22 protein-coding genes and 1 riboswitch are annotated in these 25,572 nt (G+C 61.4%); of the genes, 13 read left to right on the forward strand and 9 right to left on the reverse strand.

The features are described 5' to 3' along the window. Positions 1-964: 964 nt before the first annotated feature. From C8J39_RS17915 to C8J39_RS17925, 4 genes are all read left to right on the forward strand, one after another. Positions 965-1,402: a DUF202 domain-containing protein gene (locus C8J39_RS17915; RefSeq protein ID WP_056019268.1), complete on the forward strand. Its 438-nt coding sequence runs from the start codon at positions 965-967 to the stop codon at positions 1,400-1,402. A gap of 37 nt (positions 1,403-1,439) precedes the next feature. Beyond that, entirely contained in the window at positions 1,440-3,215 is a 1,776-nt protein-coding gene (locus C8J39_RS17920; protein ID WP_056019265.1) for an SLC13 family permease, read from the forward strand. A 25-nt stretch (positions 3,216-3,240) separates the two neighbouring features. Further along, positions 3,241-3,522 carry a hypothetical protein gene (locus C8J39_RS18570; RefSeq protein ID WP_132833781.1) on the forward strand — a complete coding sequence of 94 codons (282 nt, stop codon included), beginning with the start codon at positions 3,241-3,243 and terminating at the stop codon, positions 3,520-3,522. A gap of 121 nt (positions 3,523-3,643) precedes the next feature. Then, positions 3,644-5,302, forward strand: a complete 1,659-nt coding sequence (locus tag C8J39_RS17925; protein WP_243693493.1) for a chloride channel protein — start codon at positions 3,644-3,646, stop codon at positions 5,300-5,302. A gap of 28 nt (positions 5,303-5,330) precedes the next feature. On the opposite strand, the gene C8J39_RS17930 is transcribed toward C8J39_RS17925, so the two are convergent. The 3 genes from C8J39_RS17930 to C8J39_RS17940 form a co-directional block, all read right to left on the reverse strand. Further along, positions 5,331-5,552: a hypothetical protein gene (locus C8J39_RS17930; RefSeq protein WP_056019259.1), complete on the reverse strand. Its 222-nt coding sequence runs from the start codon at positions 5,550-5,552 to the stop codon at positions 5,331-5,333. A 299-nt stretch (positions 5,553-5,851) separates the two neighbouring features. Next, positions 5,852-7,270: a YncE family protein gene (locus tag C8J39_RS17935; protein ID WP_056056390.1), complete on the reverse strand. Its 1,419-nt coding sequence runs from the start codon at positions 7,268-7,270 to the stop codon at positions 5,852-5,854. Next, positions 7,267-7,842: a DUF305 domain-containing protein gene (locus C8J39_RS17940; protein WP_236698803.1), complete on the reverse strand. Its 576-nt coding sequence runs from the start codon at positions 7,840-7,842 to the stop codon at positions 7,267-7,269. The genes C8J39_RS17935 and C8J39_RS17940 overlap by 4 nt, the downstream gene beginning before the upstream one ends. A 65-nt stretch (positions 7,843-7,907) precedes the next feature. On the opposite strand from C8J39_RS17940, the gene C8J39_RS17945 reads away from it, so the two are divergent. From C8J39_RS17945 to C8J39_RS17970, 6 genes are all read left to right on the forward strand, one after another. Then, entirely contained in the window at positions 7,908-9,077 is a 1,170-nt protein-coding gene (locus C8J39_RS17945; protein WP_056056388.1) for a YncE family protein, read from the forward strand. Between the two features lie 46 nt (positions 9,078-9,123). Continuing rightward, positions 9,124-10,107 carry a malate dehydrogenase gene (locus C8J39_RS17950; RefSeq protein WP_120301697.1) on the forward strand — a complete coding sequence of 328 codons (984 nt, stop codon included), beginning with the start codon at positions 9,124-9,126 and terminating at the stop codon, positions 10,105-10,107. An 88-nt stretch (positions 10,108-10,195) separates the two neighbouring features. Continuing rightward, positions 10,196-11,068 carry a LysR substrate-binding domain-containing protein gene (locus C8J39_RS17955; RefSeq protein ID WP_031439132.1) on the forward strand — a complete coding sequence of 291 codons (873 nt, stop codon included), beginning with the start codon at positions 10,196-10,198 and terminating at the stop codon, positions 11,066-11,068. Beyond that, positions 11,065-12,216, forward strand: a complete 1,152-nt coding sequence (locus C8J39_RS17960) for a TDT family transporter (protein ID WP_055843147.1) — start codon at positions 11,065-11,067, stop codon at positions 12,214-12,216. The genes C8J39_RS17955 and C8J39_RS17960 overlap by 4 nt, the downstream gene beginning before the upstream one ends. Positions 12,217-12,323: 107 nt before the next feature. After that, the gene (locus tag C8J39_RS17965) at positions 12,324-13,568 is read left to right on the forward strand and encodes a molybdopterin-dependent oxidoreductase (RefSeq protein WP_197977952.1); all 1,245 of its coding nucleotides are present in this window, start codon (positions 12,324-12,326) and stop codon (positions 13,566-13,568) included. Positions 13,569-13,581: 13 nt separating this feature from the next. After that, positions 13,582-14,058: a hypothetical protein gene (locus C8J39_RS17970; RefSeq protein WP_056019371.1), complete on the forward strand. Its 477-nt coding sequence runs from the start codon at positions 13,582-13,584 to the stop codon at positions 14,056-14,058. 10 nt (positions 14,059-14,068) lie between these two features. On the opposite strand, the gene C8J39_RS17975 is transcribed toward C8J39_RS17970, so the two are convergent. The 5 genes from C8J39_RS17975 to C8J39_RS17995 all read right to left on the reverse strand — a co-directional run bounded on the left by C8J39_RS17975 (position 14,069) and on the right by C8J39_RS17995 (position 19,479). Beyond that, the gene (locus C8J39_RS17975; RefSeq protein WP_056476202.1) at positions 14,069-15,433 is read right to left on the reverse strand and encodes a voltage-gated chloride channel family protein; all 1,365 of its coding nucleotides are present in this window, start codon (positions 15,431-15,433) and stop codon (positions 14,069-14,071) included. Between the two features lie 23 nt (positions 15,434-15,456). Beyond that, positions 15,457-15,533, reverse strand: a riboswitch (Fluoride riboswitch). Positions 15,534-15,773: 240 nt separating this feature from the next. Beyond that, complete coding sequence (locus C8J39_RS17980) at positions 15,774-16,214, reverse strand: YidH family protein (protein ID WP_051916165.1); 441 nt, start codon at positions 16,212-16,214, stop codon at positions 15,774-15,776. Further along, on the reverse strand, positions 16,214-17,299 hold the full coding sequence (locus C8J39_RS17985; protein WP_055843150.1) for a sulfite oxidase: 1,086 nt from the start codon (positions 17,297-17,299) through the stop codon (positions 16,214-16,216). The genes C8J39_RS17980 and C8J39_RS17985 overlap by 1 nt, the downstream gene beginning before the upstream one ends. Positions 17,300-17,710: 411 nt before the next feature. After that, positions 17,711-18,844, reverse strand: a complete 1,134-nt coding sequence (locus C8J39_RS17990) for a hypothetical protein (RefSeq protein ID WP_120301698.1) — start codon at positions 18,842-18,844, stop codon at positions 17,711-17,713. Beyond that, positions 18,844-19,479, reverse strand: coding sequence for a hypothetical protein (locus C8J39_RS17995; RefSeq protein WP_120301699.1), 636 nt, complete (start codon positions 19,477-19,479; stop codon positions 18,844-18,846). Before C8J39_RS17995 ends, C8J39_RS17990 begins: the two co-directional genes overlap by 1 nt. 509 nt (positions 19,480-19,988) lie before the next feature. Between C8J39_RS17995 and C8J39_RS18000 the strand changes: the two genes are divergently transcribed. From C8J39_RS18000 to C8J39_RS18010, 3 genes are all read left to right on the forward strand, one after another. Beyond that, entirely contained in the window at positions 19,989-21,185 is a 1,197-nt protein-coding gene (locus tag C8J39_RS18000) for an AAA family ATPase (RefSeq protein WP_120301700.1), read from the forward strand. A gap of 62 nt (positions 21,186-21,247) precedes the next feature. Further along, positions 21,248-22,288, forward strand: a complete 1,041-nt coding sequence (locus C8J39_RS18005) for a ParB/RepB/Spo0J family partition protein (protein WP_120301701.1) — start codon at positions 21,248-21,250, stop codon at positions 22,286-22,288. Positions 22,289-22,391: 103 nt separating this feature from the next. Continuing rightward, positions 22,392-23,591: a replication initiator protein A gene (locus C8J39_RS18010; protein ID WP_120301702.1), complete on the forward strand. Its 1,200-nt coding sequence runs from the start codon at positions 22,392-22,394 to the stop codon at positions 23,589-23,591. A gap of 666 nt (positions 23,592-24,257) precedes the next feature. Here the strand turns inward: C8J39_RS18010 and C8J39_RS18015 are convergent. After that, a complete protein-coding gene (locus C8J39_RS18015; protein ID WP_165895315.1) occupies positions 24,258-25,340 on the reverse strand; it encodes an HAD family hydrolase in 1,083 nt (360 codons plus the stop codon). Between the last annotated feature and the right edge of the window lie 232 nt (positions 25,341-25,572).

The following is a 25,572-nucleotide window of genomic DNA, read 5'->3' on the forward strand; positions in this document are numbered from 1 at the left end:
AGAACGCCCACACCCGGACGCTCGGGTTAGTAATTCGGAGTCCCGGTAGTAGTCATTCGTTCAGTGGGATTATGGGGAACTTTCCAGACATGAGTTGCAATCGGGGCGCTCGGGATTGGTAAAGCTGTCTAGTTACGGCCAATGGGCAAGCGCGGTAAAATGGATCGCAAAAGCGATTACGCTGATATAATCTGGCATCGGAGGTAAATGCAGAAATGGAAAGTAGCCGTCAGCTGGAGAGCATCGCCCTCGCAATTGCTCCAATGCTAGCGGCTTCTGTATCCGAAGTATGGATCGTGGCAGAAGTTCATGACGACTGGATACAGAGGCGCTACGATGTCGTGTGCAACGGTAAGCTTGTTGAGGGGGTGGAAGGTGAGAGAACCATGAACCGATCCGTCAATGATGCTCTATCCGCCCTAAGGCGTGACATGCTTAAAGAGAGTCAGGAAGATTGGCATCATTGCACCTATGTTTTGAGGTCTGACGGAATCTTCAAAATGGAGTTCGATCGTAGCAGACCGCCGAGCGTGTGAATGTAACGATAGATACTCCTGTAAAAGGAGGCAGCGCCACAGAATGTCGGCCATCGCCAGCACCTTCCCGAAAGCCGCCGTTCCGCTTTCCTGCCCAACCCGGACATTCCCGAAATTCGATCCAGACCGTGCGAAAACTCACCGCCGCCCCCGATACAGACGTGATGCTCGAAACATAACGTCGCCAGATATGGCTGCGACGCAAGATAGCCAATCACCTGGCAACCGACACGCAGCTATATTAGTACGCTACATTCGGGGTTGGAGTTTTCGCACGGTCTGGATCGTTTTCGAGAAAGGTTTCGTGCCGCAACCAGCCGGTTTTGACACCTGTGAAGGCGGGGGATCTGCTAACCTCGATAACTTATTCGGCATGATCCTTTTTAACATTCGATGTGCTGAAAGCGTGTGGGTATCGTTGATCATCCATGGCCAACGAACGACTGTCATTGACCCGTGATTTCAACGGCCCATTCGTTCACGGTGCGGACCGGTTGGAGCATAGCGCCAAGCAGCAAGCAGATAGCGCCGATCGGCGCACGGAGCTTGCTGCCGATCGAACAGTCATGGCAGCGGAGCGCACCTACGCAGCCTGGGTCCGTACCGGGCTTGCCGCTCTAGCCGCAGGAATTGGCGCCCGCGCATTGCTTGAGAACATCGTGCCCGGCTGGCTTGCCGGTGCGACCGCAACCGTCCTGATCCTGTTCAGCGGCTTCTGCTTCGTTGCAGCGGTCTGGCGTGAAATGATTCCTATCGCCCCACCGCGGCCCGACACTCAGCGACTGCCGGCTTGGTTGCTGATCTCTGTGAACGGCTTCCTAGCGATTGCCGTCTTGGCGGCACTCGTTGGGATTTGGCTGCAATAACCGGCGTGACTATCGCCATTTTACGGATTCTGCTTGCATGACCACGCCGCAACTTATGTCGATTGGCCTGCTGATTGGCATGATGGGCCTCTTTCTTTGGGGCCGATTTCGCTATGATGTCACGGCCATCATCGCCCTGCTTGCCGGGCTGTCGCTGGGATTGGTGAAGCCCAAAGCGGCATTTACTGGCTTTTCCGATGACATCGTTATCATCGTTGGATCGGCGCTGGTGATCTCATCGGCAATGCAGCGTTCCGGCCTAATCGAGAGCGCGCTCGGGATACTGGCGCGGCGCGTGACACGCGTCCGGTCGCAACTCGTGGTGCTGACTACGGCAGTCGGGGTATCGTCCGGGCTCGTAAAGAACGTCGGTGCCTTGGCTATGCTGATGCCGGCAGCCGTGCAGACGGCGAAGAAATCGGACACTAGCCCCTCGGTGTTCCTGATGCCGATGTCGTTCGCTTCGCTCCTTGGCGGGTTGATGACCCTCGTTGGTACGTCGCCGAATATTATTGTCAGCAGAGTACGAGAGCAGATGACCGGTGAGCCGTTCGGCATGTTCGATTATCTGCCAACGGGGCTGGGCCTGCTTGTGGTCGGCCTCATTTTCCTGCGTTTCGGCTACCGCCTCCTGCCCAGGGAACGCCGCGCAGCGCCGACCATGGGCGAAGCTCTAAACATCACGGACTATGTCACTGAGGCGACCATCCAAGACGGATCGCCCGCTGTCGGCGAAACGGTTGAGTCCTTCATCGACCGTCATGATAATGAGGTGACGATCGCCAATGTTGTCCGTGACGATGTGCGCACGAGCATTACGGCCGAGTTCCTTCTGGCTGCCGGCGACACGCTGATCTTGGGCGGTGACCCGGATACGCTTGAGCGTGTCATTGCGGGTGACCACCTAGCACTTGCCGGACAGCATCGTGACCTACCGGAAGGCAGCGAAGATGATGAGGTTGGCGTCATTGAGGCGGTCATCACCACCGGCTCCGTGTTGGTCCGCCAGTCCGCTGGACGACTGCGGCTTCAGCAACGCTATGGCGTCAATCTCATCGCGGTATCGCGCGCCGGCAAACGGCTGACCAAGCAGCTCAGCGAGACCGTCTTGCGCGCCGGCGATGTCATTGTTCTTCAAGGACCCCTCACACTCTTGCCGGAACGCATGCGTGACCTCGGTACGCTGCCGCTGGCAGAGCGTGCCCTGCGTCTGGGAAGTTCGAAGCGTCGCTTCCTACCACTTATCATCCTCGCGGTGGCGATGACCGTAACCGCGACCGGCTATGTGCCTGTGGCCGTCGCCTTCTTCGCCGCTGCCGGTCTAATGATGGCGACCGGAGCGCTACCGCTGCGAGATGCCTATGATGGCGTCGAATGGCCAATTCTCATCATGCTGGGCGCGCTCATTCCGGTCAGTGAAACCCTGCGCACCACCGGCGCGTCGGATGTACTCGCGACCTCGCTTGCCCATCTGGCGGCCTCCTTGCCGCCATGGGGCGCGGTCGCCCTGATCCTCGTAGCGGCGATGGCTGTGACGCCGTTTCTCAACAATGCCGCGACGGTCTTGGTGATGGCGCCAATCGCGGCGGTGTTCGCGCATGACCTCGGATATCGCCCCGAAGCCTTCCTCATCGGGACCGCTATCGGGGCAGGATGCGATTTCCTGACGCCGATTGGGCATCAGTGTAACACCTTGGTTTTTGGTCCTGGGGGCTACCGCTTCAGCGATTACGCCCGGCTGGGCGCACCACTATCGGTTCTGGTGGTCTTGGTTGGTACGCCTCTAGTGATGTGGACTTGGCCACTGCACTGATCGCCGGGTACTGTTGATGGGCAGCATGGCCAAGCCGCAGGCGTTCGAAGATACTGAATGGCGTCCGTGGCGAGGAAGCGTACCGGGCGGCTCGGAAGGTTGTGGCACCGCAGATGTAGCAGGCGTAGGCGGCTTCATGCGTTTTTTCCACTCGCGGGCAGCCATGCCCGTTCTCATCGTCCTACTGCTTGCAACAATCACGGCAGCTGGACTGGCGACGTCTTGGACGCTGTCGATTGTGATGTGGCTTTCGAGCGCCGTTCTCGCCGCAGCCCTGTTTGCAACCTTGATGCAGGACGCCGACTGACATGGCTTCAGCGCCACTGATCGATAGCGCAGCTAGTCCACCTGGATCTGGTCGGGTGGCGCCATCGTGGCTCCGTAAAGCTTTTCGATCCAGCGAAGCTGCACTCATCGTGCTGGCCATCATGATCGGCAGTGCAGCCGGATTGCTCAGTGTCGTCCAGGGTACGCTCGCACAGGCGATGCAGCATCTGCTTTATGCCTTGTCGCCGGATGAAAGGCTGAGTGCGGCCACGACGATCCCTTACCTTGCTCTACTTGCCCTGCCGGCTGGTGGAGCCGTCCTCGCACTCTTCTCTTGGGTTACTCATGCTCGCCGGCGCCGGATGGTCGACGCTGTAGAGGCGAACGCCCTTCATGGTGGTCGCATGTCATGGTCCGACAGCCTCGTTATCTCCGGGCAAACGATCCTTTCCAACGGCTTCGGTGCGTCTGTGGGGCTTGAGGCGGCGTATGCGCAGTTGGGAGGGCTCGTCGCCTCGCTCAGCGGCAACTGGTTTGCGTTACGCAGGTCCGATCTGCGCATCTTGGTCGGCGCCGGAACGGGCGCCGCCATCGCAGGTGCATTCGGGGCTCCATTAGCTGGGGCCTTCTATGCCTTTGAGATCGTAATCGGGGCCTATACGATATCAGCGCTGGCACCTGTCGCTGCGGCGTGCCTGGCGAGTGTCCTTGTGGCGCAGGCGTTTGGTGCTCAACCGTATCTGGTTGCGGCTAATGCAGGCGAACAGATCGAGACGTTCCACTACCTTCTCTACGCCGGTCTTGGGGCCTGTGCCGCTGGCGCTGGTATACTGCTGATGCGGGCTGTTGCGGAGATGGAAGCAGCTACACGCAAACTGCCGATACCCTCGATTTGCCGGCCGATATTGGGCGGTCTTCTGCTCATCCCTCTGGCGATGCTCACGCCGCAAATTCTCTCTGCTGGTCACGGCGCCCTCCACCTCAATCTTGAAGCCGAGGTATCGCTGCGCTTCCTCGCCGCCATCTTCGTCGTCAAGTGCGCGGCCTCCATCATCTCACTTGGCTTTGGCTTCCGCGGTGGCCTGTTCTTCGCATCCTTGTTCTTGGGCAGCCTGCTGGGTCACCTGTTTGCTGGTTCACTCGAATGGATTGTCGGATCGCCTGTGATCGACCCGCACAATGCGGCCCTGGTGGGGATGGCCGCATTAGCGGTCGCCGTAGTTGGCGGGCCGATGACGATGGCGATGCTAGTCCTTGAGGCGACCCACGACTTCTCCCTTGCCGGCGCGGCCATTGCAGCATCGCTGGTCTCGTCCACCATCGTCCGCGAGCTGTTCGGCTATTCCTTTTCTACGTGGCGCCTGCATCTCCGGGGCGAAACCATCAAAAGCGCCCGCGATGTCGGCTGGGTCAGAACGCTTACAGCGGGCAAGATGATGCGACGTGTCGAAAGGGCTACGCCGTGCAACACGACGATCGCCGAGTTTCGTCGGGCGTTTCCGCTTGGTTCCACAAGTCGGGTCCTACTAGTCGATGACCACGAAAATTATGGCGGTATCGTACAGACTGCCAGTGCATTTGCCGAAGAGGTCGATCAGAAGGCACCGATCGGGTCGCTGGCGATCCACACGGGTCTCGCCCTTACGCCGGATTCAGACATCAGAAGCGTCATGACTACGTTCGATACCGAAGGTGCGGACGAACTGGCGGTAGTTGGAAGCGACGGGGCAGTTCTCGGCATCCTCTCCGAGAGCTATGCGCGACGCCGCTACGCAGAGGAATTGGACAAGGCGCAACGTGAGTTGTTTGGAGAAAGCTGACCAGCCGGCACGCAGCAAACGCTTCGTCCTACCGGTCTCGCTTAAGCCGGGCTTCGATTTTGACCCAGAACATGCCGCATCGCAGACCCATTCCGGCGAGTTGGGCGCCATGTACTGACATCAGCTCCGCACCGCGGCGAAACTGTTCAACCGGCACGGATATGGCGACGAACAGCCCGGCGTAGAGCAGCTGCGACATGATCGAGTGGATCACGACGGCGACCCCCAGCACTATCAGGCGGGCAGGCACGGAAGGCCGATGCGGCGCCGGATCGGGGCCTGTAATGAGCTAGGCGTAAAGGCATCCTGCTGCGACGAAATGGAAGTGCACCAGGTAGTGGAGCGCACCTGCCCTCTCTAAAGCAGCCAGTCCGCTTTCCTTCCCATTGTCGGCATTCAGCGGCCCGATATGTAGAAAACCCAGTCGTAATCACCATTGTGCGACAAACAAGTGCTTTCCGACACTCTCGAGACGTCGTGTCGACCTAGCCCAGCGTCATGCCGAATATACCGGACACGGACAGCGGGGCGCAGGTTTCACCGGAATCCTCATTTTTGCACCTGAACGACAGCGCCCGGCATCATCGGGTCGCCCGGAGCAATGACGAGGTAACGGCGCATGTCGCCTTTCGCGTCGCTGACGATCTGGCGGAGCGGTCCGAGCGTGTTTACTATCGCGCCGCCCGCCGGATTGGTCATGAACTTCGCCAGAGGCTGGATCACGCCGCTGCCGTCAGCGTGGGAGGATAATCCAAGGACATAGGGCATCTTTGGGCTGAGGCCCGCAACCGCCGCCTGCAAAATCTGGACCTGGCCTTGATCGAACAGCGTGACCTGGCTGCGCCCAGTCCCGGATAGAGTCAGCTGGATCTTCATGCCGGCCTGCGCGAGCGGCACCAGGTTTGCACGGCCATCGCCTACCGGCACCGCGCCGGGAACATATGCCACGCCTTGCGGCCCCTGACCGATTGGAATCGTCGCGATGACGGTGTTGCTTGCTGTGTCGATCGCCGCGACCGCATCGGCGTTCTCCAGCCCGACATACATCCGCGTGCCGTCGCCCGACGGCCATAGGCCGTGCGGGAGCGCGCCGACCGGGATGCTCGCCACCTGCACGAAGTCAGTGGTGCGGAACACCTTCACGACATTCTCGGTGCCGACCGTCACAAAGGCGAACTGGCCATTCTTATTGCGGGCGATATTGACGTGGTTGGTGATCGCGCCGGTATCGAACGTCTTGAGCACTGCGAAGGGTGGCTTGGCGTCGAACACCATGACCTTGCCGACGTCCTTGAGCGTCAACCAGACCTGCTTACCGTCGGGCGTCGCGGCGATGTCAGGGCAGAACGGGCTCGCCTGCTTGACGCGACCGACGATCTTCTTCGAGGCGGTGTCGATCACAACTGTCTCGGGCGAGAAGCTCGAACAGACGTAACCGTATTTCCCGTTTGGCGAAAAGATCGTCATGCCGGGGCCATTAGGAACGGGGATGCGCGTGGTCGGCGCGAAGGTCTTACCGTCGAGCACCTGGATATAATCCTCGCCGCGCACCGCGACCCAGACTTCGCGACCGTCGGGGCGGAAGAACGCTTCGTGCGGCGATCGGCCCACATAGGTCGTGTGCTTCACGGCATTGGTCGCAGTGTCGATGAACGTCACCGAGTTCGAGCCGATCGATATTACCGCCAGCGTCTTGCGATCGGGCGAGAAGCCCATGCCGTGCACGAGCAGCTGCCCCTTGTAGAGCGGGCTGAGATTGGCCGGGGTCTGGTCGCCGAGCTTGATGACGCCGAGCAGCGTGTTGGTCGACGGATCGATCACCGACACGGTGTTGGAGAACTGGTCCGAAGTGTAGAACCGGTCGTGCGCGCTAACAGGGATGTCGGGGGTCGCGTTCGGTACCTGCTGCGCAAATGCCGGGGCCGAAAAAGACAGGGCAGCACAGGCGGTTAAGGTAAAACGCTTCATGGACGGTCTCCGTGATGGGGGTGACCGGTCGCGGTCGGTTCGGTGTGAGGCAGCAACGCGCCGCCTTCGGATAGGATGCCCTGCATCACCGCGATTTCCTGACGCTGTTCGACGATGATTCCCTGGGCGAGCCGGCGCAGGCGTTCATCCTTGCCGAACCGCAGTTCGACTTCGGCCATGTCGATCGCGCCCTGATGATGCGGGATCATCATTTTGGCGAAGTCGCGATCGGGATCGCTCGAATAACCGGTCATCATCGCGCCGTGCATCCGCGCCATCGCCGCATCCATTGCGGACGCGAAACCGTCCGTTTGCGCTAAAGCACCCGTCGATACGGACACGGCTATCGCCGTTAGCAAAGCCGTGCGAAATTTCATCGTCATGCCTTTAGTGTTCCCATTTATGACACGCGAGCGATCAACGCCGAGCGTGACAGCGTAATGATCGCGGCGCAGCCGTCGATCCAACGCATAAGCATGGTTGTTCTGATCATCTAACAAGAACGGTAGGCGATCTATGATCGCGTTTTCGTATTGAAACCATCGCGACCATGCGTTGGACGCAGGGGACATATCGGTCGATCTAACGGCATCGGACTGGCACGATCACCCGCCGGATCCGCGATAAGGATCAAACGATGAAAGCTGCGATCGTTTTGGTTGCCGCGATGTTGGCCTCCGTAGCGCCAGTCCCGGTGATCGCTCAGGCCTATTGGGCTGCACCTGCGGCGGACGACTTTCCCTACGATATCAAGGCGGTTCAGGCACCGTGGTCGAAGGCTGATATCGACCTCAGCCATCATGACCGGATCTATGTGTCTGACCCTACATCGACGAAGATCGTTGTCATCGATCCTGCAGCGGGCAACGAACTGGGACGCATCGACCTCGCCAAAAGCGCGATAGCTGAGCCCAGCTTTTCCAGCCCCAGAGTCCAGCACCTGGCTGCAACGCGTGACGGGCGGACCCTGGCGGTATCGGCATCAGCGCAGCACAGTGTGACGCTCGTAGATCTGGCCACGAACACGGAACGAGGCCGGACCGTGTTCCAGACGTCGCCTACCGCCGTCGCGTTTACGCCCAATGGGCACGAACTCTGGGTTTCGCTCGGCGATGAACATGCCATCGCGGTCGTGGATCCTAAGACCGCGCGGGAGATCACCCGCGTACCAGCAAGTGGCGGAGCGGGCGCGACCATCCTGTCGCCAAACGGACGCTATGCCTTTGTATCGCTTACTGAAAGGCCGTCCATCCTGGTTGTCGACGTCGAGGATCGGCGCGTCGTCGGACACGTTGCCAGCAACGGTGCAGGTGCGGGAGCAATCGCGGTCTCGCCAGATGGCAAACAGATCTGGGCAACACGCCGCGAGAGCGGCACGACCACGGTCTTTGCTGCCAAACCGCCGTTTGCGGTACACGAAGTGATAAACACTGGTCCAGCGACGGGCGCGGTCAACTTCGCCCAGCGCGCAGACGATTCCTTTGCCTATGTCAGCGTTGGCGGCGATCAACCTGCAATCAAGGTCTATAGAACCGACAGCCTGGAGGCTGTGGCAACCGTCCCGCTACAAGCGGCTCCGAGTGCGGTTTGGCCGTCGGGCGATGGTACGAGGATCTATGCCAGCCTGGCCGGAACCAACAAGGTCGCTGGGATCGACACGCTGACGTACACCACCGTGTCGACGATCCCGATCAGTACGGATGCGCAAAGCCTGATCTACGTTCCTGGTGCCGTAAGATCAGGAAAAGGTCTCGCCAATCTGGTGCCATCCGGGCGCGATGCGGCGCTTGCCCTGGCGGCGCGTTAATCGGTCTCACACCGTCTGTAATCTTCCAACGAAAGCCCTTTCCAAAATGACCAAGCCCCCCGTCAGGATCGCGATCAGCGGTGCCGCAGGACAAATTTGCTATTCGCTGCTCTTCCGGGTCGCGCAGGGTGACGTGTTCGGACCGGACCAGCCCGTTATCCTTCAACTGCTCGACGTGCCGCAGGCGCTGGACGCAGTACGCGGCGTGGTCATGGAACTGGAGGATTGCGCGTTTCCGCTGCTGGCAGATGTGATCATTACTGATGATCCGATGGTGGCTTTCAAGGACATCGATGCGGCCATGCTGGTCGGGTCTCGTCCCCGCTCGAAGGGCATGGAGCGCCGTGATTTGCTCGCTGCCAACGCAGCGATCTTCAAGACGCAGGGCGCAGCGCTGGACGCAGTGGCCAAACGCGACGCCAAGATCCTGGTCGTCGGCAATCCCGCCAACACAAATGCCTGGATCCTTGCGCAAAGCGCGCCGGGTTTCCCTGCCGAAAACATCACGTCGATGATCCGCCTCGATCACAATCGCGCGCAGGGACAGCTTGCGGCCAAAGCGGGTGTCGGTGTCGATGCGATTACAAAGCTCGTCGTCTGGGGAAACCATTCGCCGACGATGTTTGCCGACTGGGGGAATGCCGAACTCGATGGCCAAAAGCTTGCCGACCGTATCGGAAACGAGGCCTGGTACCGCGAGACCCTGATCCCCACCGTTGCGCAGCGCGGCACCGCGATCATCGATGCACGGGGTGCGTCCTCGGCCGCATCGGCCGCAAATGCGGCGATCGACCATCTGCGCGATTGGGTGCACGGCGCAGGCGACAATTGGGTGTCGATGGGCGTGGTGTCAGACGGCTCCTACGGTATCCCGCAAGGGCTGGTGTGCGGCGTGCCGGTGCTCTGCAAAAGCGGTGGCTATGTGCGTATCGAAGGACTGATCCTCGATCCATTCCAGCGAACGATGCTTGATCGCACGATTGCCGAACTGGTCGATGAACGTGAGGCGGTTATCGACATTCTGAAATGACCGATCGGTATATCTGATTGGAATGACCGTAATCTTTGGTTGGTGCGATTGATCTCCGTTCCCTATCATTGGGGCAAGGAGATCGGGCATGACCCTGGAACAACTCAGGATTTTCGTCGGTGTCGCAGAGCGCGAGCACATGACGCGCGCTGCCGAAGCGCTCAATGTGACGCAGTCGGCCGCAAGCGCTGCCATCGCCGCGCTAGAAGCGCGGCACGGCGTGCCGCTGTTCCACCGGGTCGGCCGTGGGATCGAACTGTCCGAAGCGGGCCGTATGTTTCTGGTCGACGCACGCGCAGTGCTTGGCCGTGCTGCCAGTGCAGAACTTGCATTGGCCGAATATGCCGGACTGGAGCGCGGCACACTGCGGCTGGTCGCGAGCCAGACGATCGCGGGCTATTGGCTACCCCGCCAGCTGGCGGCGTTTCATGCGCGCTACCCGTCCATCACGATAGAACTGGCGATCGACAACACGGAAGGGGCCGCGGCGCGCGTGCTCGACGGTGCAGTCGAGCTTGGCTTCGTCGAGGGTGTGATCGACGAGCCCGCGCTCGCGCATTGGACGGTCGCGAACGACCGCATGGTGCTGGTAAGCGACCGCGCAGCCGACACGATCGACGAGGACTGGATCCGCGCCGCACGCTGGATCGTCCGCGAGCAGGGATCGGGCACGCGCTCGTCGTTCGAGGAGGTGCTGCGCCAGCGCGGCGTCGATCCGTCGGACCTCACCGTGGCGCTGATGCTACCATCGAACGAGGCGGTACGTAGCGCGGTCGAGGCCGGGGCGGGCGTCGCGGTGCTGTCGCAGCATGTCGTCGCACCTGCAATCGCGGCCGGCACGTTGCACGATCTACCGCTCGGTCTGCCGCGGCGTCCGTTCTACGCGCTGCGCCATAAAGAGCGGTATCGAACGCGGGCGGCCGATGCGCTGACCGATCTCATCAAGGAGACTGGCAAGTGACCGCCGATTTGAAACCCGTTCTCGATGGCCTGAAGCCGCTCAGCCGGCTCGACTCTCCACGCGAGATGATCCGGCAGTTCACCCCCAACTGGTTCGCCGCGACGATGGGCACCGGCATCCTCGCGCTGGCCTTGCCGCAGGTTCCGGGGGTCGGCGCATCGCTGCACCCGGTCGGCGAGGCACTGTGGTATTTCAACATCGCGCTCTTCACGCTGTTCGCCGGGCTCTACACCGCGCGCTGGACCATGTTCGGGCACGAGGCGCGGCGGATCTTCGGGCACAACACCGTATCGATGTTCATCGGTACGATCCCGATGGGCCTCGCGACGATCATCAACGGGTTCCTGGCGTTCGGCCTGCCGCGGTTCGGCGCCGGCGTGATCCCGATCGCCGAGACATTGTGGTGGATCGACGTCGCGATGTCGCTCGCCTGCGGTGTAGCGATCCCCTACCTCATGTTTACCCGGCACGAACATTCGCTCGACGGCATGACCGCGGTGTGGCTCCTGCCAGTGGTCGCGGCCGAGGTCGCAGGCGCGAGCGGAGGCCTGCTCGCACCGCATCTGGCGGACGCCCATCATCAGTTCGTTGTGCTGGCGACCTCCTATGTCCTGTGGGCCTATTCGGTGCCGGTCGCGTTCGGCATTCTTGCGATCCTGATCCTGCGGATGGCTCTCCACAAGCTGCCGCACGAGAGCATGGCCGCCTCGAGCTGGCTCGCGCTCGGTCCGATCGGCACCGGTGCGCTCGGGATGCTGGTGCTCGGTAGCGACGCGCCCGCGATCCTCGCCGCCAACGGCCTCGGCCAGATCGGCGCAGTGGCGCAAGGAATCGGCACGATCGCCGGGCTGTTGCTCTGGGGCTTCGGCCTGTGGTGGCTGGCGCTCGCGACGCTGATCACGATCCGCTACTGGCGCGCGGGCATTCCGTTCAACCTTGGGTGGTGGGGCTATACCTTCCCGCTCGGCGTCTACACGGTCGCGACCTTCAAGCTCAGCACGACGCTCCAGCTCGGCTTTTTCGGGATCGTCGGCACCGTCCTCACGATCGCACTCGCCGCGATGTGGCTGCTGGTCGGCGCCAAGACGGTCGCAGGCGGCTGGCGCGGAAACCTGTTCGTGTCGCCCTGCATCGCCCAAGCCAATTAAAGGGCCGAACTGATCGTCCTGCCGGATCGAACCGGCGCATCCGATCGACCCGTACCGGGCAGACCGGCGGACAGGTCGCGCATACAGATCATGACAGAAACGGGAGAATGTTGGTGGACAGCCTGGATATGAAACTGGCGCAGGAGACGAACCGCCGTCGCTTTCTCGCAGAGGCTGCGATCGGCAGCGGCGCGCTGATCGCCGCACCCGCGCTGGCGCAGAGCATGGTCGACCTGCATCTGCCGGGTGGCCCATCGGAACGGCCGATGACCAGTGCGTTCCCCGGCAAGGGCAGCATGATCCTCCAGCGGATCCACCCGCCGCTGCTGGAAACGCCGATGAGCGTGTTCAATGGCGACGTCTTTACGCCGAACGACCAGTTCTTCGTCCGCTGGCACTGGGCCGACATTCCGACCGCGATCGATGTCGAGGCATTCCGGATCAAGGTGCACGGCGCGGTCACGCGGCCGCTGTCGATCTCGCTCGCGCAACTGCTGAAGCTGCCGCGCGTCGAGCTGGCGGCGATCAACCAATGCTCGGGCAATTCGCGTGCGCTGTTCCAGCCGCCCGTCGCGGGCGCGCAGTGGCGCCACGGGGCGATGGGCAACGCCAAATGGCTAGGCGTGCGGCTGCGCGATGTGCTCGACATCGCCGGCGTGAAGCCGGGCGCGGTCGCGGTACGGTTCGGTGCGCTCGACCAGCCGGTGGTTGCGGGCGCACCGGATTTCGCCAAGTCGCTGTCGATCGACCACGCACGCGACGGCGAAGTGATGCTCGCCTTCGGGATGAACGGCGAACAGATGCCGCTCCTCAACGGCTTCCCGGTCCGGCTAATCGTACCCGGCTGGTATTCGACCTATTGGGTCAAGATGCTGAACGACATCGAGGTGCTTGCCGCGCCCGACGACGGTTACTGGATGGCTAAGGCGTACAAGATCCCTGACACTCCAGGCGCGAACGTGCGGCCTGGCCAGAAGGATTTCCCGGCCGTCCCGATCAACAAGATGATCCCGCGCAGTTGGGTCACGAGCCTCGACGAAGGGCAGGCGATCGCGTTCGACCGGTCGATCCCGCTGGGCGGCATTGCGATGGGCGGCGATTGCGGCGTCGCCAAGGTCGATGTGTCGACCGACAACGGCAAGACCTGGTACAAGACGACGCTCGGCCCCGATCACGGCAAATACAGTTTCCGCCGCTGGGACGCGCAGGTGCCGCTCACGCATGCGGGTCCGACCAGACTGATGTCGCGCTGCTGGAACACCGCCGGCATCGCGCAGCCGATGACGCCGATCTGGAACCCGGGCGGGTTCATGCGCGGCAACATCGAAACCACCAACATCGTCGTCGGCTGAGGAGCGCTCCCCCATGAAAACGCCTTCCATCGGCACGCTGTCGTTCGGGTTCGTCGGCGCGACCGTCGTTCTTCTGCTCGCGATCGGTGCCCCGAACAGCCGCGTCGCCCCGCCGCCTGCCGCCCCGACCGCACCACCGCCGCCAAGCGTCTCGGCGCGCGGCTTCTCGCTGGTGTCCACTACGGTCGATCTCCCGACCGACGAAGGCCAATATCCCGCCGGCCCGCATGCCGACGTCATCAACGCCAACTGCACCTCGTGTCATTCGGCGAGCATGGCGCTGAACCAGCCGCCACTCTCTTCCGATCAGTGGACCGCGGAGGTCACCAAGATGCGCGAGGTCTACAAGGCTCCCGTTGCACAGGCTGACGTGCCGGCGATCGTTGCTTATCTGACCGCCATGAGCGCAAAGCAGCCGGGCGCCGCGAAGGGCAAGGCGCAAGACCCCGATCCGAAGGCTGCGCCCGACGTATCGGGGGGATCAGGCTAGGCCCATCAACTCACGGCACGCGGTTCTGCGCGCGAAGTGCTGTGCAGCGTGTACGTGTCTCGCGCAGTGTTGCATTGGGGGCAAGGCCGTTCGCGGGCACCTTGGGTATCGCAACGCGCTGCGACAGGTAGATGCCGTTGTGGCCCGAGCAGAGATAGGCCACGAAACAGGCGACGGCGATCGGCACCGCATAGCCGGCGCCGAACAGTTCGATTCCCATGAAGGTGCAGGCGAGCGGGGTATTGGCGGCCCCGGCAAAGACCGCGACAAAGCCGATCGCGGCGAACAGGCCCGTCGGCACGCCCAAGAAAGGCGCCAGCGCGTTACCGAGCGCTGCGCCGATGAAGAACAACGGCGTGACTTCACCGCCTTTGAAACCCGCGCCGAGCGTAACGACGGTAAATAGGAGCTTGATCGCCCAACTCCACGGATGCGTGTCCGGTCCGAAGAAGCTGGCGATGGTAAGGCTGTCGGGCCTCGCTGCCAGGACACCCAGGCCCAGATAGTCGCGCGTGCCGAACAAGAAGACGAGCGCGATAACGAAGACCCCGCCGATCACTGGACGTAGCGGACCATAGGGAACAATCCGCTTGAGCCATCCCCCGACCAGGTGGTTGGCTTCGGCGAAGGCCAGACCAACCAGTCCGAATATGATCCCCGCAACACCTGCCTCCGTCACGAGCAGCGCATCGACCGGTATCGACGCGCCGATCGGGTAGACACCGTGATGGATACCCCAGGCGAGGCACGTCCAATCTCCGACCAGCGCCGCAACGAGGCAAGGCACTAGCGCGGAGTATTCGACGCGGCCGATCGCCAGCACTTCGAGCGCGAAGACCGCGCCTGCGATCGGCGTGCCGAAGACCGCGCCGAACCCGGCTGCGATACCCGTCATCAACAGGATGCGCGTGCCGCCCGCATCGAGGCGGAGCGCGCGGCCGAAACCGCTGGCAAGGCTTCCGCCCAATTGGACGGCGGTGCCCTCACGTCCGGCCGAGCCACCGAAAAGATGCGTCACCACTGTGCCGAAGAAGATGAGCGGCGCCATCCGCAGAGGCACCCCGCCACCAGGCTCGTGGATCTGCTCCACGATCAGGTTGTTGCCGCCCTCCACCGAGCGCCCGGTGAGATGGTACAGTAATCCGACAACGAACCCGCCCACCGGCAGCAGATAGAGCAGCCAAGGCGACGCAAACCGCAGTCGCGTAACGGTATCGAGACTCAGCAGGAACGCCGCACATAGCGTCCCGACGAGTGCCGCCATGGGCAGCAAGATCAGCGCCCAGCGCAGGACAGAGATCGCATGGTCGTGACGATCGCGCATGAATGCCGCGACGTTCAGCGTGCCGACGAGATTGCGAAAGGTAGCGCGCACAATTCCTCCTTGCTGCCTGAAGGCGCCAAGTAGGAATCATCAGCTCTTATCAGAGCGGTTCGGCCAAATTGCCCGGCAGAAATCCATTGCCAAAGTCGATCTATGAGACGTTTGCCCCAACCGTCAATGGGCATGTTGGTCGGGCAAATGCTCGGACCGGGCAGTCGGCAGCGTCTATCTAAGCCCGTTATTATGTACCGACCCCGGGTACGCTGCATGCGGGACCGATCGGCTTTGGCCCACGTCGTTTTTGGGCTTCGTCACAAGGGGGTGATACCGCACGAAAGCCGCGGATGCGCTGCGGGGTCTGATCGGCTCGCAGCAAACCTAGGGATGGCTGCTACGAGCGTGCCGTCCAGATGCCGACGAGCGCGGCCAGTGACACGAGCATGAGAAACCCGTTCATCACTAGGAGCAACGTCGCTGGCAGGCGCTTGATGTCCGGTCGTGGCGGCGGGGCGCCTGCGCCCATCTCTCGCCACACCGCAGCGGCGAAGCAAAAGGCGCTGAACAAGATCAGCATGGTCCCGGTCGCCGTCGCCAGCCACGGGAACACGACGTCCTTGAGCAGCGCGCGCGCGCCGATACCGGAAGCGAGCGCCGCCAGTCCGGTACGTACCCAGGCAGCATAGGTGCGTTCGCCGGCGAGGATTGTGCGGTCCGCGGCAAGCTCTGTGCGACGGTCGGCGCTGTCCACCTGCTGGACTGCGCTGTCCTTCAGCTTGCTCGCGCTCTCCGCCAGCTTCGCATGGGCCCGATCGGCGTCGTGCGGCGCGTCCATCAGCCAGCGGTAACGGCGATGCGATGCCAGGCAGTCGAGAGATAGCCGGCGAAGTTCCAGATCGCCTCGGGCCGTTCGGGCTGCATCTGCCCGGCACCGTCAACGGCGCGCACGATCAGGACGTGGAGTCCGGGAGACAGATCGACCGTGACGTGCCACTGCGTCCAGCTCCAAGGCGCATCGGGTTTTGCAGTCAGTTCCGCCTGCAGCCAGTCGGTGCCGCCATTGACGGAGACCTCGACGCGCGAGACCGCTCGGCCGAAGGCGACCGCATAACCCGCGATTTCGCACGCGCCGGCGCTGACATGCGCGCCGTCCACCGGCGCGCAGATCGCAGCATTGAGCGGCATCTCCTCGATAGTCAGACCCCGATCCCAGTCCGCGTCCTCCTTCGCTACCGATGCCGGAAAGAGCTTGTAGTCCTTGGCCTGGATCGGCGCATCGGACGGGCGATCGCGCACCTCGATGCGCGTCAGCCACTTGGCGCTACGAACGCCCGCATAACCCGGCACGACGAGCCGCAGCGGTGCGCCATGTTCGGGGGCCAGCGCCTCGCCATTCATGGCCCAGACGATCAGCACGTCGGGCTCTAGCGCCTTGGCGATCGAGATCGAGGCACCGAACGGTGCTGTCTCACCATCGACATCCACGTTGTCGGCCCCCGTAGTGCCGACGAACGACGCGCCGTCCTGGATGCCGGCTGCGGCGAGCACGTCGCACAGTGCGACGCCGGTCCACGCCGCATTGCCGATCGCGCCCACGTCCCAGGGATCGCCCGAAGTCTTTTCCACGTCTTGAAGATGTGCCCGACGATTGCCGGCGCACTGCATGGTCGCGGTCACTGTCCGGGTCGCAAATGCCGTTTGAAGTTCGGCAACCGTGTAGGAGCGCGGGCGGTCGACTAAGCCGTCCAGCGCTATACGATGATCGTCGGCCAGTTCCGGCGTAGGTCCGTGGCTGCGGATGTAGAAGTTCGCCTGCGGCGTCAGGAAGGACGTGATCAGTTTATCCGGGGGCGTTTCCGCATTGAGCGGCTCCGGACAGCGGAGGATCAGATTCTGTTCGGCGCGATCGGATGCGGTCATGCAAGCGGCCTACCATGATGAAATCAATAGCGAAATCGATCGTTTTGCTAGGCGATGTCACCCAGACTCTTTCGATAGCTTATCCCTTTCTAGACGGCGGTGGAGCGATCACTATGCCGTCGCGCGAAGGCGCCGAGCGCCAGACAGCCTTTCCCGTAGATCGTCGCGATGTGGCTGGACTTGCTACGACGGCTTTGTCCCAAAAGTCGTCGCTAGGTACTAGGGATGACGGAAAACCCTGTCGCCATCGCAGATGCGCGACAAACGGGTGTTTTCGGACGCTCGCGCAGGGCTGACGGCGCTTAGCGTATATCTGGGTCCGTTCTATGTACCGACCCCGACTAGCCGACTGCAATGATTTTCCGATCACTGACCTCAGGAACAGGCCTTCGATCACACCTTCCAGTCGAGTTAAGCTGCAGCCGGAACCCGTGCGTTCCCCAGCGTCGAGTAAATGTCGTTCCAAGTTGGCGACGAGCTATAGAGTCCTTGTTCACGGGCGACTTGCTGAGCCAAATCATCCAGCTCGGTAGAAATCGTAAGTAACCCCGTCCGCTTGCCCTCGCTGTTCAGAATGGCACGCGAACCGTCCGGCGTCATTAGCTTGCCCGCTTCATCCTTATTACGATAGCACCAATCGCAGAAGCGCTGCGCTTCCCTCAAAATATAAAGCTCATTGATGTAGCCCGCCTTCAAAGCCGTTTCATCAGCGTGATACATCAGCGCAGCAATGTCGAAACTTGGCAGCTTTGCAGCGGTAGCGTCGTTGGTAGCGTCGTTCTTGACGTTCTTCACCAATCGGATCGCCTTTTTTAGACCGCCGTAATAAGCCGTATCCCGATCGTGCACGCGCTTTATGTGTGTGAACGGAAGGTTGTCGATTGTCTCCGGGACTGTCTTGTTCAGGATCGTGACGCCGCGGTCATGCTCAGCTAACGACGACTGGTAGGCATACGTATCGTTCCAATGCGACGGGACCACGTCGACAGGCCGTTCAAATGAGCCACCCGAGAGCGCGATGCATTTGCCCCCGCTGCAGTCGACGGTCGCGCCCCAATATCGCCGCTTCAATAAATCCTCGCTTTCGCGCCGCAGTGAAGTCAGCGTCGATAACGACGTCTCGCTCGTCGGGTTAGTATAGTACCCGGCCAAGGCACGGGCACCGTAAGTGACATAAGTATGAAAGCCGGTTCGCAACACCAACAGGTCGACATCGCTAACCCCCCGAATATGAACATCAAGCGGCACCGACCCCTGCAGCCGGGTTTCGATCGATACTGACAGCCCCTCGCGAAGTTGCTTGGCGACACGCTCCGCTTCGTCTCTACTTTTCTGGGTGTAAGCGGGGTCCACCGCTTGCATCGCGCCGAGTGCATAGCGCGTGTAGGGTTGCGAGGTAGCCCGGCGTTGCCAAGACTCTTGGATAACACTTTTGCGGAGTACATCCTCGGCAAAGTTCGCCGTTACCCGACCGCTGTTGACCGCATCCACGCCTTTTCGGCGGGCCCGTAGGTTTTCCAAGCGAGCGTTAATGTCACGAGGCATCAGCGAGCTTCCTTAGTAAGTCTTATGGTTCCAAAGGTGAAACGGCCTTGACCGTTGAAATACTCGCCTTCCGCGGACTGGCGATCATGCGAGAACACCAGCTCAGCGAAGCCGCGATGACTCTGCAGTTCAGGTTGACCTGCCTTTGGATCGTTGCGGTAGTTGTAGAGAAGCCGAAACCCGTCAGCTTCATCGCATACCAGTGCAGCCGCTAAGCTGTTGGAGCCAGAGGTCAGGGTTTTGAGCCGAACTCTTATTTTGTCCCAGCTCTGAATGATTGTGATCGTGCCGGACCAACTAAATTGCGTTGATCCATCGGGGTTCAGCGTTAAGCCTTCGCACGCCCAGGTACCGCTCAAATCAGGCGCTTTCAGCCAACCACCCAAGGGTGCCCAACGCCAAGCGTGATTATCGAGGAACCAGTAGAGGACGGTGAAAATCGTCCCCGCGCCAATGAGTGACAATATGGCGGGAGGAATGTTGGACGGCAGGCCTAGTGCTTTAGCCGCGTCCCATAAGTTTAGTAGGCCCAACATAACGAGCGCCGAAATACCGGCAGCGGCGAGGCTCAGGTATCGACCGACCTTTGCTCGGTTCATACCCCCCAGAAGGGCATATTCGTGCTCTAGTTTCATATCCCCCTCCCCGCCTGTGCCCCCGCAGGTTAGTCTTGATGTAGGATATGGGGAAGCCCGAAACGTTGACAAGTGTTCCCGTAAAGTTCTTTCGTGTACTCTTGCTGAGCCGCTTTATTTCTGCACGCTGCTCCGATCGGCTGCCATGTCAGTCCACTCGCGAAATGATCGCGGCCCGTAGGGCGAGGCGCGCCGATGGTATGCACCTGATTTATGCGACACTCGGCCTACGCGGGTAAGCCTACTTCCTGCAGTCTGTCGCAAAAAGTAGCTTATTTGCGACAGACTGCAACGGTGCGCTTCGTATTACCAACGGCGAGCCACTGTAGCGCCTCAGCTCCTTGGTAAGGGGTAGCTTGTGCAGATGGGCACCTACGAGATCGCAGCATTAGCGCGCTAATGCTGAATATCGCTTCATATTAGACCTTTTTGCGATGCACTCTTACGTTTTGAATTTCATACGCGTATAAATCCTTCCGAAAGCTTCAAATGAGCGATCGGACCGGTTTATGAATGCCATCGTCAACCATATCGGCGAACTTGCGGATGCGGGCGAGCGGATGATCGAACGCTTACGGCGCAAGGCATTCCTGCCCGAAAGCCGCAAGGGCCTCAATGTCCGCTTCGGGATTGCCGAGGCGGCGCAATTGCTCGGCTGTTCGACCAACCGGATCCGAATGGCAGAGGATGACGGTCGCCTCCCCCCTGCTCCGGCGGGTGAAAATGGGCGGAGACTTGGCTATTCGGTCGAGGAACTGCTGCAGATGCGCGAGGTGCTTGGCGCCTCTCCTGCTCGCGCGCCGCTTGATATCCCCGCGATCATCGCCGTGCAGAATTTCAAGGGCGGGGTGGGCAAGTCGACGGTCACCTGCCACCTCGCGCATTATTTCGCGGTGCAGGGGTACCGTGTGCTGGTGGTCGATTGCGATAGCCAGGCGACGACGACGACGCTGTTCGGGTTTAACCCCCATTTCAACATCACACGAGAAGAGACGCTCTACCCCTATCTGTCGATCGATCCGACCCAAGCCGACCTGCTCTATGCGGTCAAATCTACGCCGTGGCCCAACGTCGACCTTATCCCATCGAACCTCGAATTGTTCGATGTCGAATATGAACTCGCCGCGGCGGGATCGGACGGGCAGTCGGTGCTTGCCGCGCGCTTCCGCAAGCTCAAACAGGGGCTGGCCGATCTCGCGCGCAATTACGACGTGGTACTGCTCGATCCCCCACCTGCTCTCGGGACGATCAGCCTCGCAGTGATGCAGGCGGCAAATGCGCTGCTTGTCCCGCTCGCCGCGACGACGCCCGATTTTTGCTCGACCGTCCAATTTCTGTCAATGATGAACCAGGTTCTGCAGCAGCTCGCGAATGCCGGAATCGAGGTCGAATACACCTTCCTGCGGCTTATATGTTCGAAGTTTGACAGCAACGATCCCAGCCACGCGATGGTCCGCACGATTATGGAACAGAGCTTCGGTCCAGCCTTACTCCCGGTGCCGATCCTTGAATCCGCCGAGATCAGCCATGCCGCGATGCGGATGATGACGATTTACGAACTTGAACGCCCGATCGGTACGCCGAAGACGCACAAGCGCTGCCGTGCCAATCTTGACGAGGCCATGGGGCAGATCGAACAGCTCGTCCGGCAAGGCTGGGGCCGGGTCGAGCCCGCACGCGAGGAGGATCTACTCCATGTCGCGTGAGCCAGAATTGGTGCTGTCCTACGCGGCAACGTTCCTAATAAGTCCAGTGCGGGAGGTGCCGCATGGCGCGTAAGCAATCCGACTATCTCGCGGCCTTGCTGGCCGATGAACCAGCCGGAACCGACACTGGCGCGTCCCCTGCCCCGCCCGCGCCCGAACGGACGCGTGGGACGACGTTGCTCAACCGCGAGACTGCGCTAGCGCGCGTGACCAGCGGAGAGGTGCGACAAGTGACGCAGCTACTGCTCGACCCCGCGCGCGTGCGGATCTGGCCGGGTAATGCGCGCAGCTACCAGCATTTGACCGAGGAAGGCTGCCGCGAGCTGATCGATTCCATCATCGCTGAGGGCGGGCAGAAGGTTCCTGCAGTGGTACGCCGTGTCAACGGCGATCCTGCGCATGACTTCGAAGTGATCGCGGGCACCCGACGCCACTGGTCGATCAGTTGGCTACGCGCGCATTCCTATCCTGAGATGCAGTTCGTGGCGCAGGTTGCCAACCTCGACGACGAAGCCGCTTTCCGGCTTGCCGATCTCGAGAACCGCGCGCGGAAAGATGTGTCAGATCTCGAGCGTGCCCGCAATTATGCCGAGGCGCTCAAGGCGCATTACGGCAACCACCTGACGCGAATGGCGGAGCGGCTCAAGGTGTCAAAGGGCTGGCTGTCGAAGATGGTCAAGGTCGCACAGATCCCCGACGCGGTGATCACCGCGTTCGCCTCCCCCGCCGACGTCCAACTCAAGCCTGCTTATGCATTGGCGCAAGCGCTCGACGACAAGGTTGCCGCTAAGGCTATTCAAAGTGCTGCACGAGAGCTCGCGCGGGAACAGGCCGCGCGGCGCGATCGCGGTGTGACCCCCTACCCTGCTGCCGACGTGCTGCGGCGGTTGCTCGAGGCGTCGAATGATCTCGCCGAAGCGGCGCCCCCGTTCACATGGACCACGCCGCATGGGCGCCCTGGGCTCAGCGTCCAGTCGAGTAACCGACAGGGCGTGACGATTCGGCTCCATGCCGGGTCGGGCGCCGAAAACGACGAGCTGGTCGATGCGTTGCGGCAGGCGCTAGTGCATCTGGAGGCCGAAGGCCGCGGACTGCAGCGGTGAGCATGTTTCCCTGGGGAAACATGCTGCGTTCCGTATCAACGTGGACGGTTGCTGCCACCGCCCCGACGATGTTTCCCCCGGGAAACACTCAGGGCGTGACGGCATGACACGCGCCGATCGTCAGAGGGTGTCTGAGCGGTTCGACCTGCTCCTCCCCTATCTCGCCGACCTTCCGCTACGCGACCAGCGCGAGATGATGGAGCGTCCCTTCTTCAGCCTCGCCAAGTCGAAGCGAGTCAAGCCGATCGATTATCACAGCCCCGACGGCAAGCTGTGGGTGCACGTCTCGGGCAACCCCGATTACGGGATGGCGACGATCTGGGATGCGGACATATTAATCTATTGCGCGAGCGTGCTTGCGGACATGGCCCGGCGCGGGGTCAACGACGTTCCGCGCAAGCTCCACCTTATGCCCTACGACCTGCTCCGCGCAATCGGGCGGCCCACGACCGGACGCGCGTATGAGCTGCTTGGCCAGGCGCTCGACCGGCTGGTGTCGACCACAATCAAGACCAACATCCGCGCTGACAACCGCCGAGAGGCAACGTTCAGTTGGCTCGACGGCTGGACACAGCTGGTCGACGAAAAAACCGAGCGGTCGCGTGGGATGACGATCGAGGTGTCGAACTGGTTCTGGGAAGGCGTGATGATGCAAGGCGGGGTGCTGTCGATCGACCGCGCCTATTTTGACCTGACCGGCGGGCGTGAGCGCTGGCTGTACCGCGTCGCGCGCAAGCATGCTGGAGGGGCAGGGGAGGTCGGCTTCGCGATCGCCATGCCGACGCTGTTTGAGAAGTCGGGCGCCGAAGGGCAATATCGCCGCTTCAAGTTCGAGATCGCTAAGATCGTCGAGCGCAACGAGCTGCCGGGCTATGCGCTCGCCTTGGAGACGCCGGCTGGCAAGCGCGAGCCATCACTGCGGATGCAACGCCGCAGCGATGGCTCGCGCCCGGTGAAGACCGTGGCGGCGCACGGGGCAGGAGGCGCTAAGGCTGCAGCAAGGCCAACGTCAACCAACCCCGCTGCCACGGCCGACGATGCGAATGAGACGATTGACGTAACAGCGCTGCTGCGACGGTCGCGAACCAGTCTGGCGACACGGGCGACCGCTGGCGAGATCACCGACGCGACGATAGCAACGCTGCGCGCGGAATGCCCGGGATGGGATTATCAGACGTTGCACGATGAGTTTCGCACGTGGGTTGAGGCGGACAGCGCACGCACGCCGGTGAGTTATCAGGCGGCGTTCATCGGTTTTGTCCGGCGCTACCATGAAAAGCACCGCCACGAACTTGGGCGTTAGCACTGCTCCGTCTTACGAACCGCCTCGGCCTTGGCAGGGCAGGGCAGGGCAGGGAGCCGCGCGTACGTCAAAATCGCTATAGACAGGCTTAACCGTTCCCGAAGTGTCGTGGTTGTGAATGTCCCTCCCGCTTGACGGTTGGGTATCTGTCGCAATTGAACGTCCCTTCGGGCAAACCTTCCCGAACTGATGCAATTGCTCTGAAAAAATTACGCAATCGAATGAGCCTTCGACACTCCAGGAACGTGGGTCGCTCCTTCAGGAACGCAAAGTCGATCCTTCGGGAACATAGCCGTCGACATTCCAGGAACAGGAGGACGACACATTGGGAACAGCGTTATCGAGCTAACTCACGGAAAATAGGGCATTTAAGCGCATTAAAAAGCCATTTAACTCATTAACAACAGGTATAAACCCTCTAACCAGCGAGTCTCTATATCTTTGAAAAATGGATTAACTCGTACCTATGTCCAAGCTTTCGCCACGACGTGCAGGTCAATTGCGGGCCTGCTTGTGGATCGCTAGAGAATGGCGTGGCACAGTAGTCGAAAGCGAAGATCATCTAATCGCAGCAAAACGCGATTGGTAGCGGGTCAAACCTACTGGAGGTTACCCAAAACCGGCTAGCCGTTAAACGAAATGCGCCTCCTGCGCCCTCCATGGCCGTCACGCATGCTTTCGTGCGGCGATAGTCACAATCGCGTTTCGCATCAGTGGAGCACGGCTGGTTTCAGGCTGGCCGCGCGTGTCGTAATGATCGTCCAGCACTCGTTTGGCGGCTGCCTTTTCCGCTTCCGGTGCATTCTTAAGGGTCTGCCGTAATCGTGCCGCCTGAAGCGCCCACCGCTGGGTATGAAGATAATTAAGATTTGCATCGATGGAGCTGCGGACAAGTTCCAGCTCCGTCATTTGCCCAGCTCTCCGGCGATCGGGATAGGCGTCACCCAGTTCGCGAGCGGCAATAAACCGGCGGGCATGAGAGGCGCAGCCCTCGCGATCGATCCACCGCGCACGTGATACGGCCTCCACGGCGCCGACGATATCGTCGCGCCAGGTATCGCCCACCATCAGCAGCTCACTGGCCTCGCATCCTAGGCGAGCCGTCAGACCGGCGTAGAACGCCCTGTCAGGCTTGATCACACCTGCATCGAAGGAGAAGTGCCAGATATCTACCAGATCGCCGAGGAGGGCCTTCAGCGGGAACGCATAGGGCAGAGCCAAGTTGGAGGCGACGGCGATCCTCACACCCTGCTCGCGGACCCGGCGCAACGCATCCAGCGTGTCGGGAAAGAGCGCGATCGTCGCCAGTTCCTGGTCCAGCATCGCCAGTTCGGCGTCCGGATGCGGCAACCCCAGCGCCGCGGCATAGTCGGCCAAGTCAATTAGCTGGGCCATCGGTGAGGGCAGGGTCTGTGCCTGATCCCGGGCCTGCCGGATCAACCGCTCGAACGGATGCCGTTTGCGGCCGATATGGACCAGCGTGCCGAACGCATCGAATGCGACCGCGCGAGTGACTGGTGGCGAAGCATAGAGCCGATCGGCAGCAGCGAGCAGCCGGGCGTACAACGTGTCACTGACCCTGCCGGCGCGGATCATGGCATCGGCGACCACCGCTGCGTCCGGATCGGTCGGCTCGCGAAACACCATGACAGCCTTGTCTCCCCGATCGCGACCGGCAAGATCATGCAGCACGGCCGCGTAGACGGCTTGCTCAGCGGGTGTGCGAAAACTCGGAAGGGCATCGCTCATGCAGGATCGTCCTGGCTCGATGGGGTGATGATCGTCGAAACGTTCGGCTCGATCACAGCCGCTTGTTCGAAACGTCGCCTTCTGCAACATGGACCCGCGGTTCGGTCAATCCCGGCCGTGGGGCGTAGGAACCCCTTCATCACGTCGATCTGGTCGAGTTTCTCGGCCGGGTGGCCGACGCACATGTCCAGGGTTCTGCCTAAAAGCGGCGGCGCCTTGTGCGACGTGCAGG

Origin of the sequence: Sphingomonas sp. PP-CC-1A-547 (assembly GCF_003610375.1) — a bacterium.
GTDB lineage: Bacteria > Pseudomonadota > Alphaproteobacteria > Sphingomonadales > Sphingomonadaceae > Sphingomonas.

Coding starts and splice junctions, on each gene's coding strand:
- C8J39_RS17915 (WP_056019268.1), top strand. CDS start 965: ATGGCCAACGAACGACTGTCATTGACCCGTGATTTCAACGGCCCATTC.
- C8J39_RS17920 (WP_056019265.1), top strand. CDS start 1,440: ATGACCACGCCGCAACTTATGTCGATTGGCCTGCTGATTGGCATGATG.
- C8J39_RS18570 (WP_132833781.1), top strand. CDS start 3,241: ATGGCCAAGCCGCAGGCGTTCGAAGATACTGAATGGCGTCCGTGGCGA.
- C8J39_RS17925 (WP_243693493.1), top strand. CDS start 3,644: ATGATCGGCAGTGCAGCCGGATTGCTCAGTGTCGTCCAGGGTACGCTC.
- C8J39_RS17935 (WP_056056390.1), bottom strand. CDS start 7,270: ATGAAGCGTTTTACCTTAACCGCCTGTGCTGCCCTGTCTTTTTCGGCC.
- C8J39_RS17940 (WP_236698803.1), bottom strand. CDS start 7,842: ATGTCCCCTGCGTCCAACGCATGGTCGCGATGGTTTCAATACGAAAAC.
- C8J39_RS17945 (WP_056056388.1), top strand. CDS start 7,908: ATGAAAGCTGCGATCGTTTTGGTTGCCGCGATGTTGGCCTCCGTAGCG.
- C8J39_RS17950 (WP_120301697.1), top strand. CDS start 9,124: ATGACCAAGCCCCCCGTCAGGATCGCGATCAGCGGTGCCGCAGGACAA.
- C8J39_RS17955 (WP_031439132.1), top strand. CDS start 10,196: ATGACCCTGGAACAACTCAGGATTTTCGTCGGTGTCGCAGAGCGCGAG.
- C8J39_RS17965 (WP_197977952.1), top strand. CDS start 12,324: ATGTTGGTGGACAGCCTGGATATGAAACTGGCGCAGGAGACGAACCGC.
- C8J39_RS17970 (WP_056019371.1), top strand. CDS start 13,582: ATGAAAACGCCTTCCATCGGCACGCTGTCGTTCGGGTTCGTCGGCGCG.
- C8J39_RS17980 (WP_051916165.1), bottom strand. CDS start 16,214: ATGGACGCGCCGCACGACGCCGATCGGGCCCATGCGAAGCTGGCGGAG.
- C8J39_RS17985 (WP_055843150.1), bottom strand. CDS start 17,299: ATGACCGCATCCGATCGCGCCGAACAGAATCTGATCCTCCGCTGTCCG.
- C8J39_RS17990 (WP_120301698.1), bottom strand. CDS start 18,844: ATGCCTCGTGACATTAACGCTCGCTTGGAAAACCTACGGGCCCGCCGA.
- C8J39_RS17995 (WP_120301699.1), bottom strand. CDS start 19,479: ATGAAACTAGAGCACGAATATGCCCTTCTGGGGGGTATGAACCGAGCA.
- C8J39_RS18000 (WP_120301700.1), top strand. CDS start 19,989: ATGAATGCCATCGTCAACCATATCGGCGAACTTGCGGATGCGGGCGAG.
- C8J39_RS18005 (WP_120301701.1), top strand. CDS start 21,248: ATGGCGCGTAAGCAATCCGACTATCTCGCGGCCTTGCTGGCCGATGAA.
- C8J39_RS18010 (WP_120301702.1), top strand. CDS start 22,392: ATGACACGCGCCGATCGTCAGAGGGTGTCTGAGCGGTTCGACCTGCTC.
- C8J39_RS18015 (WP_165895315.1), bottom strand. CDS start 25,340: ATGAGCGATGCCCTTCCGAGTTTTCGCACACCCGCTGAGCAAGCCGTC.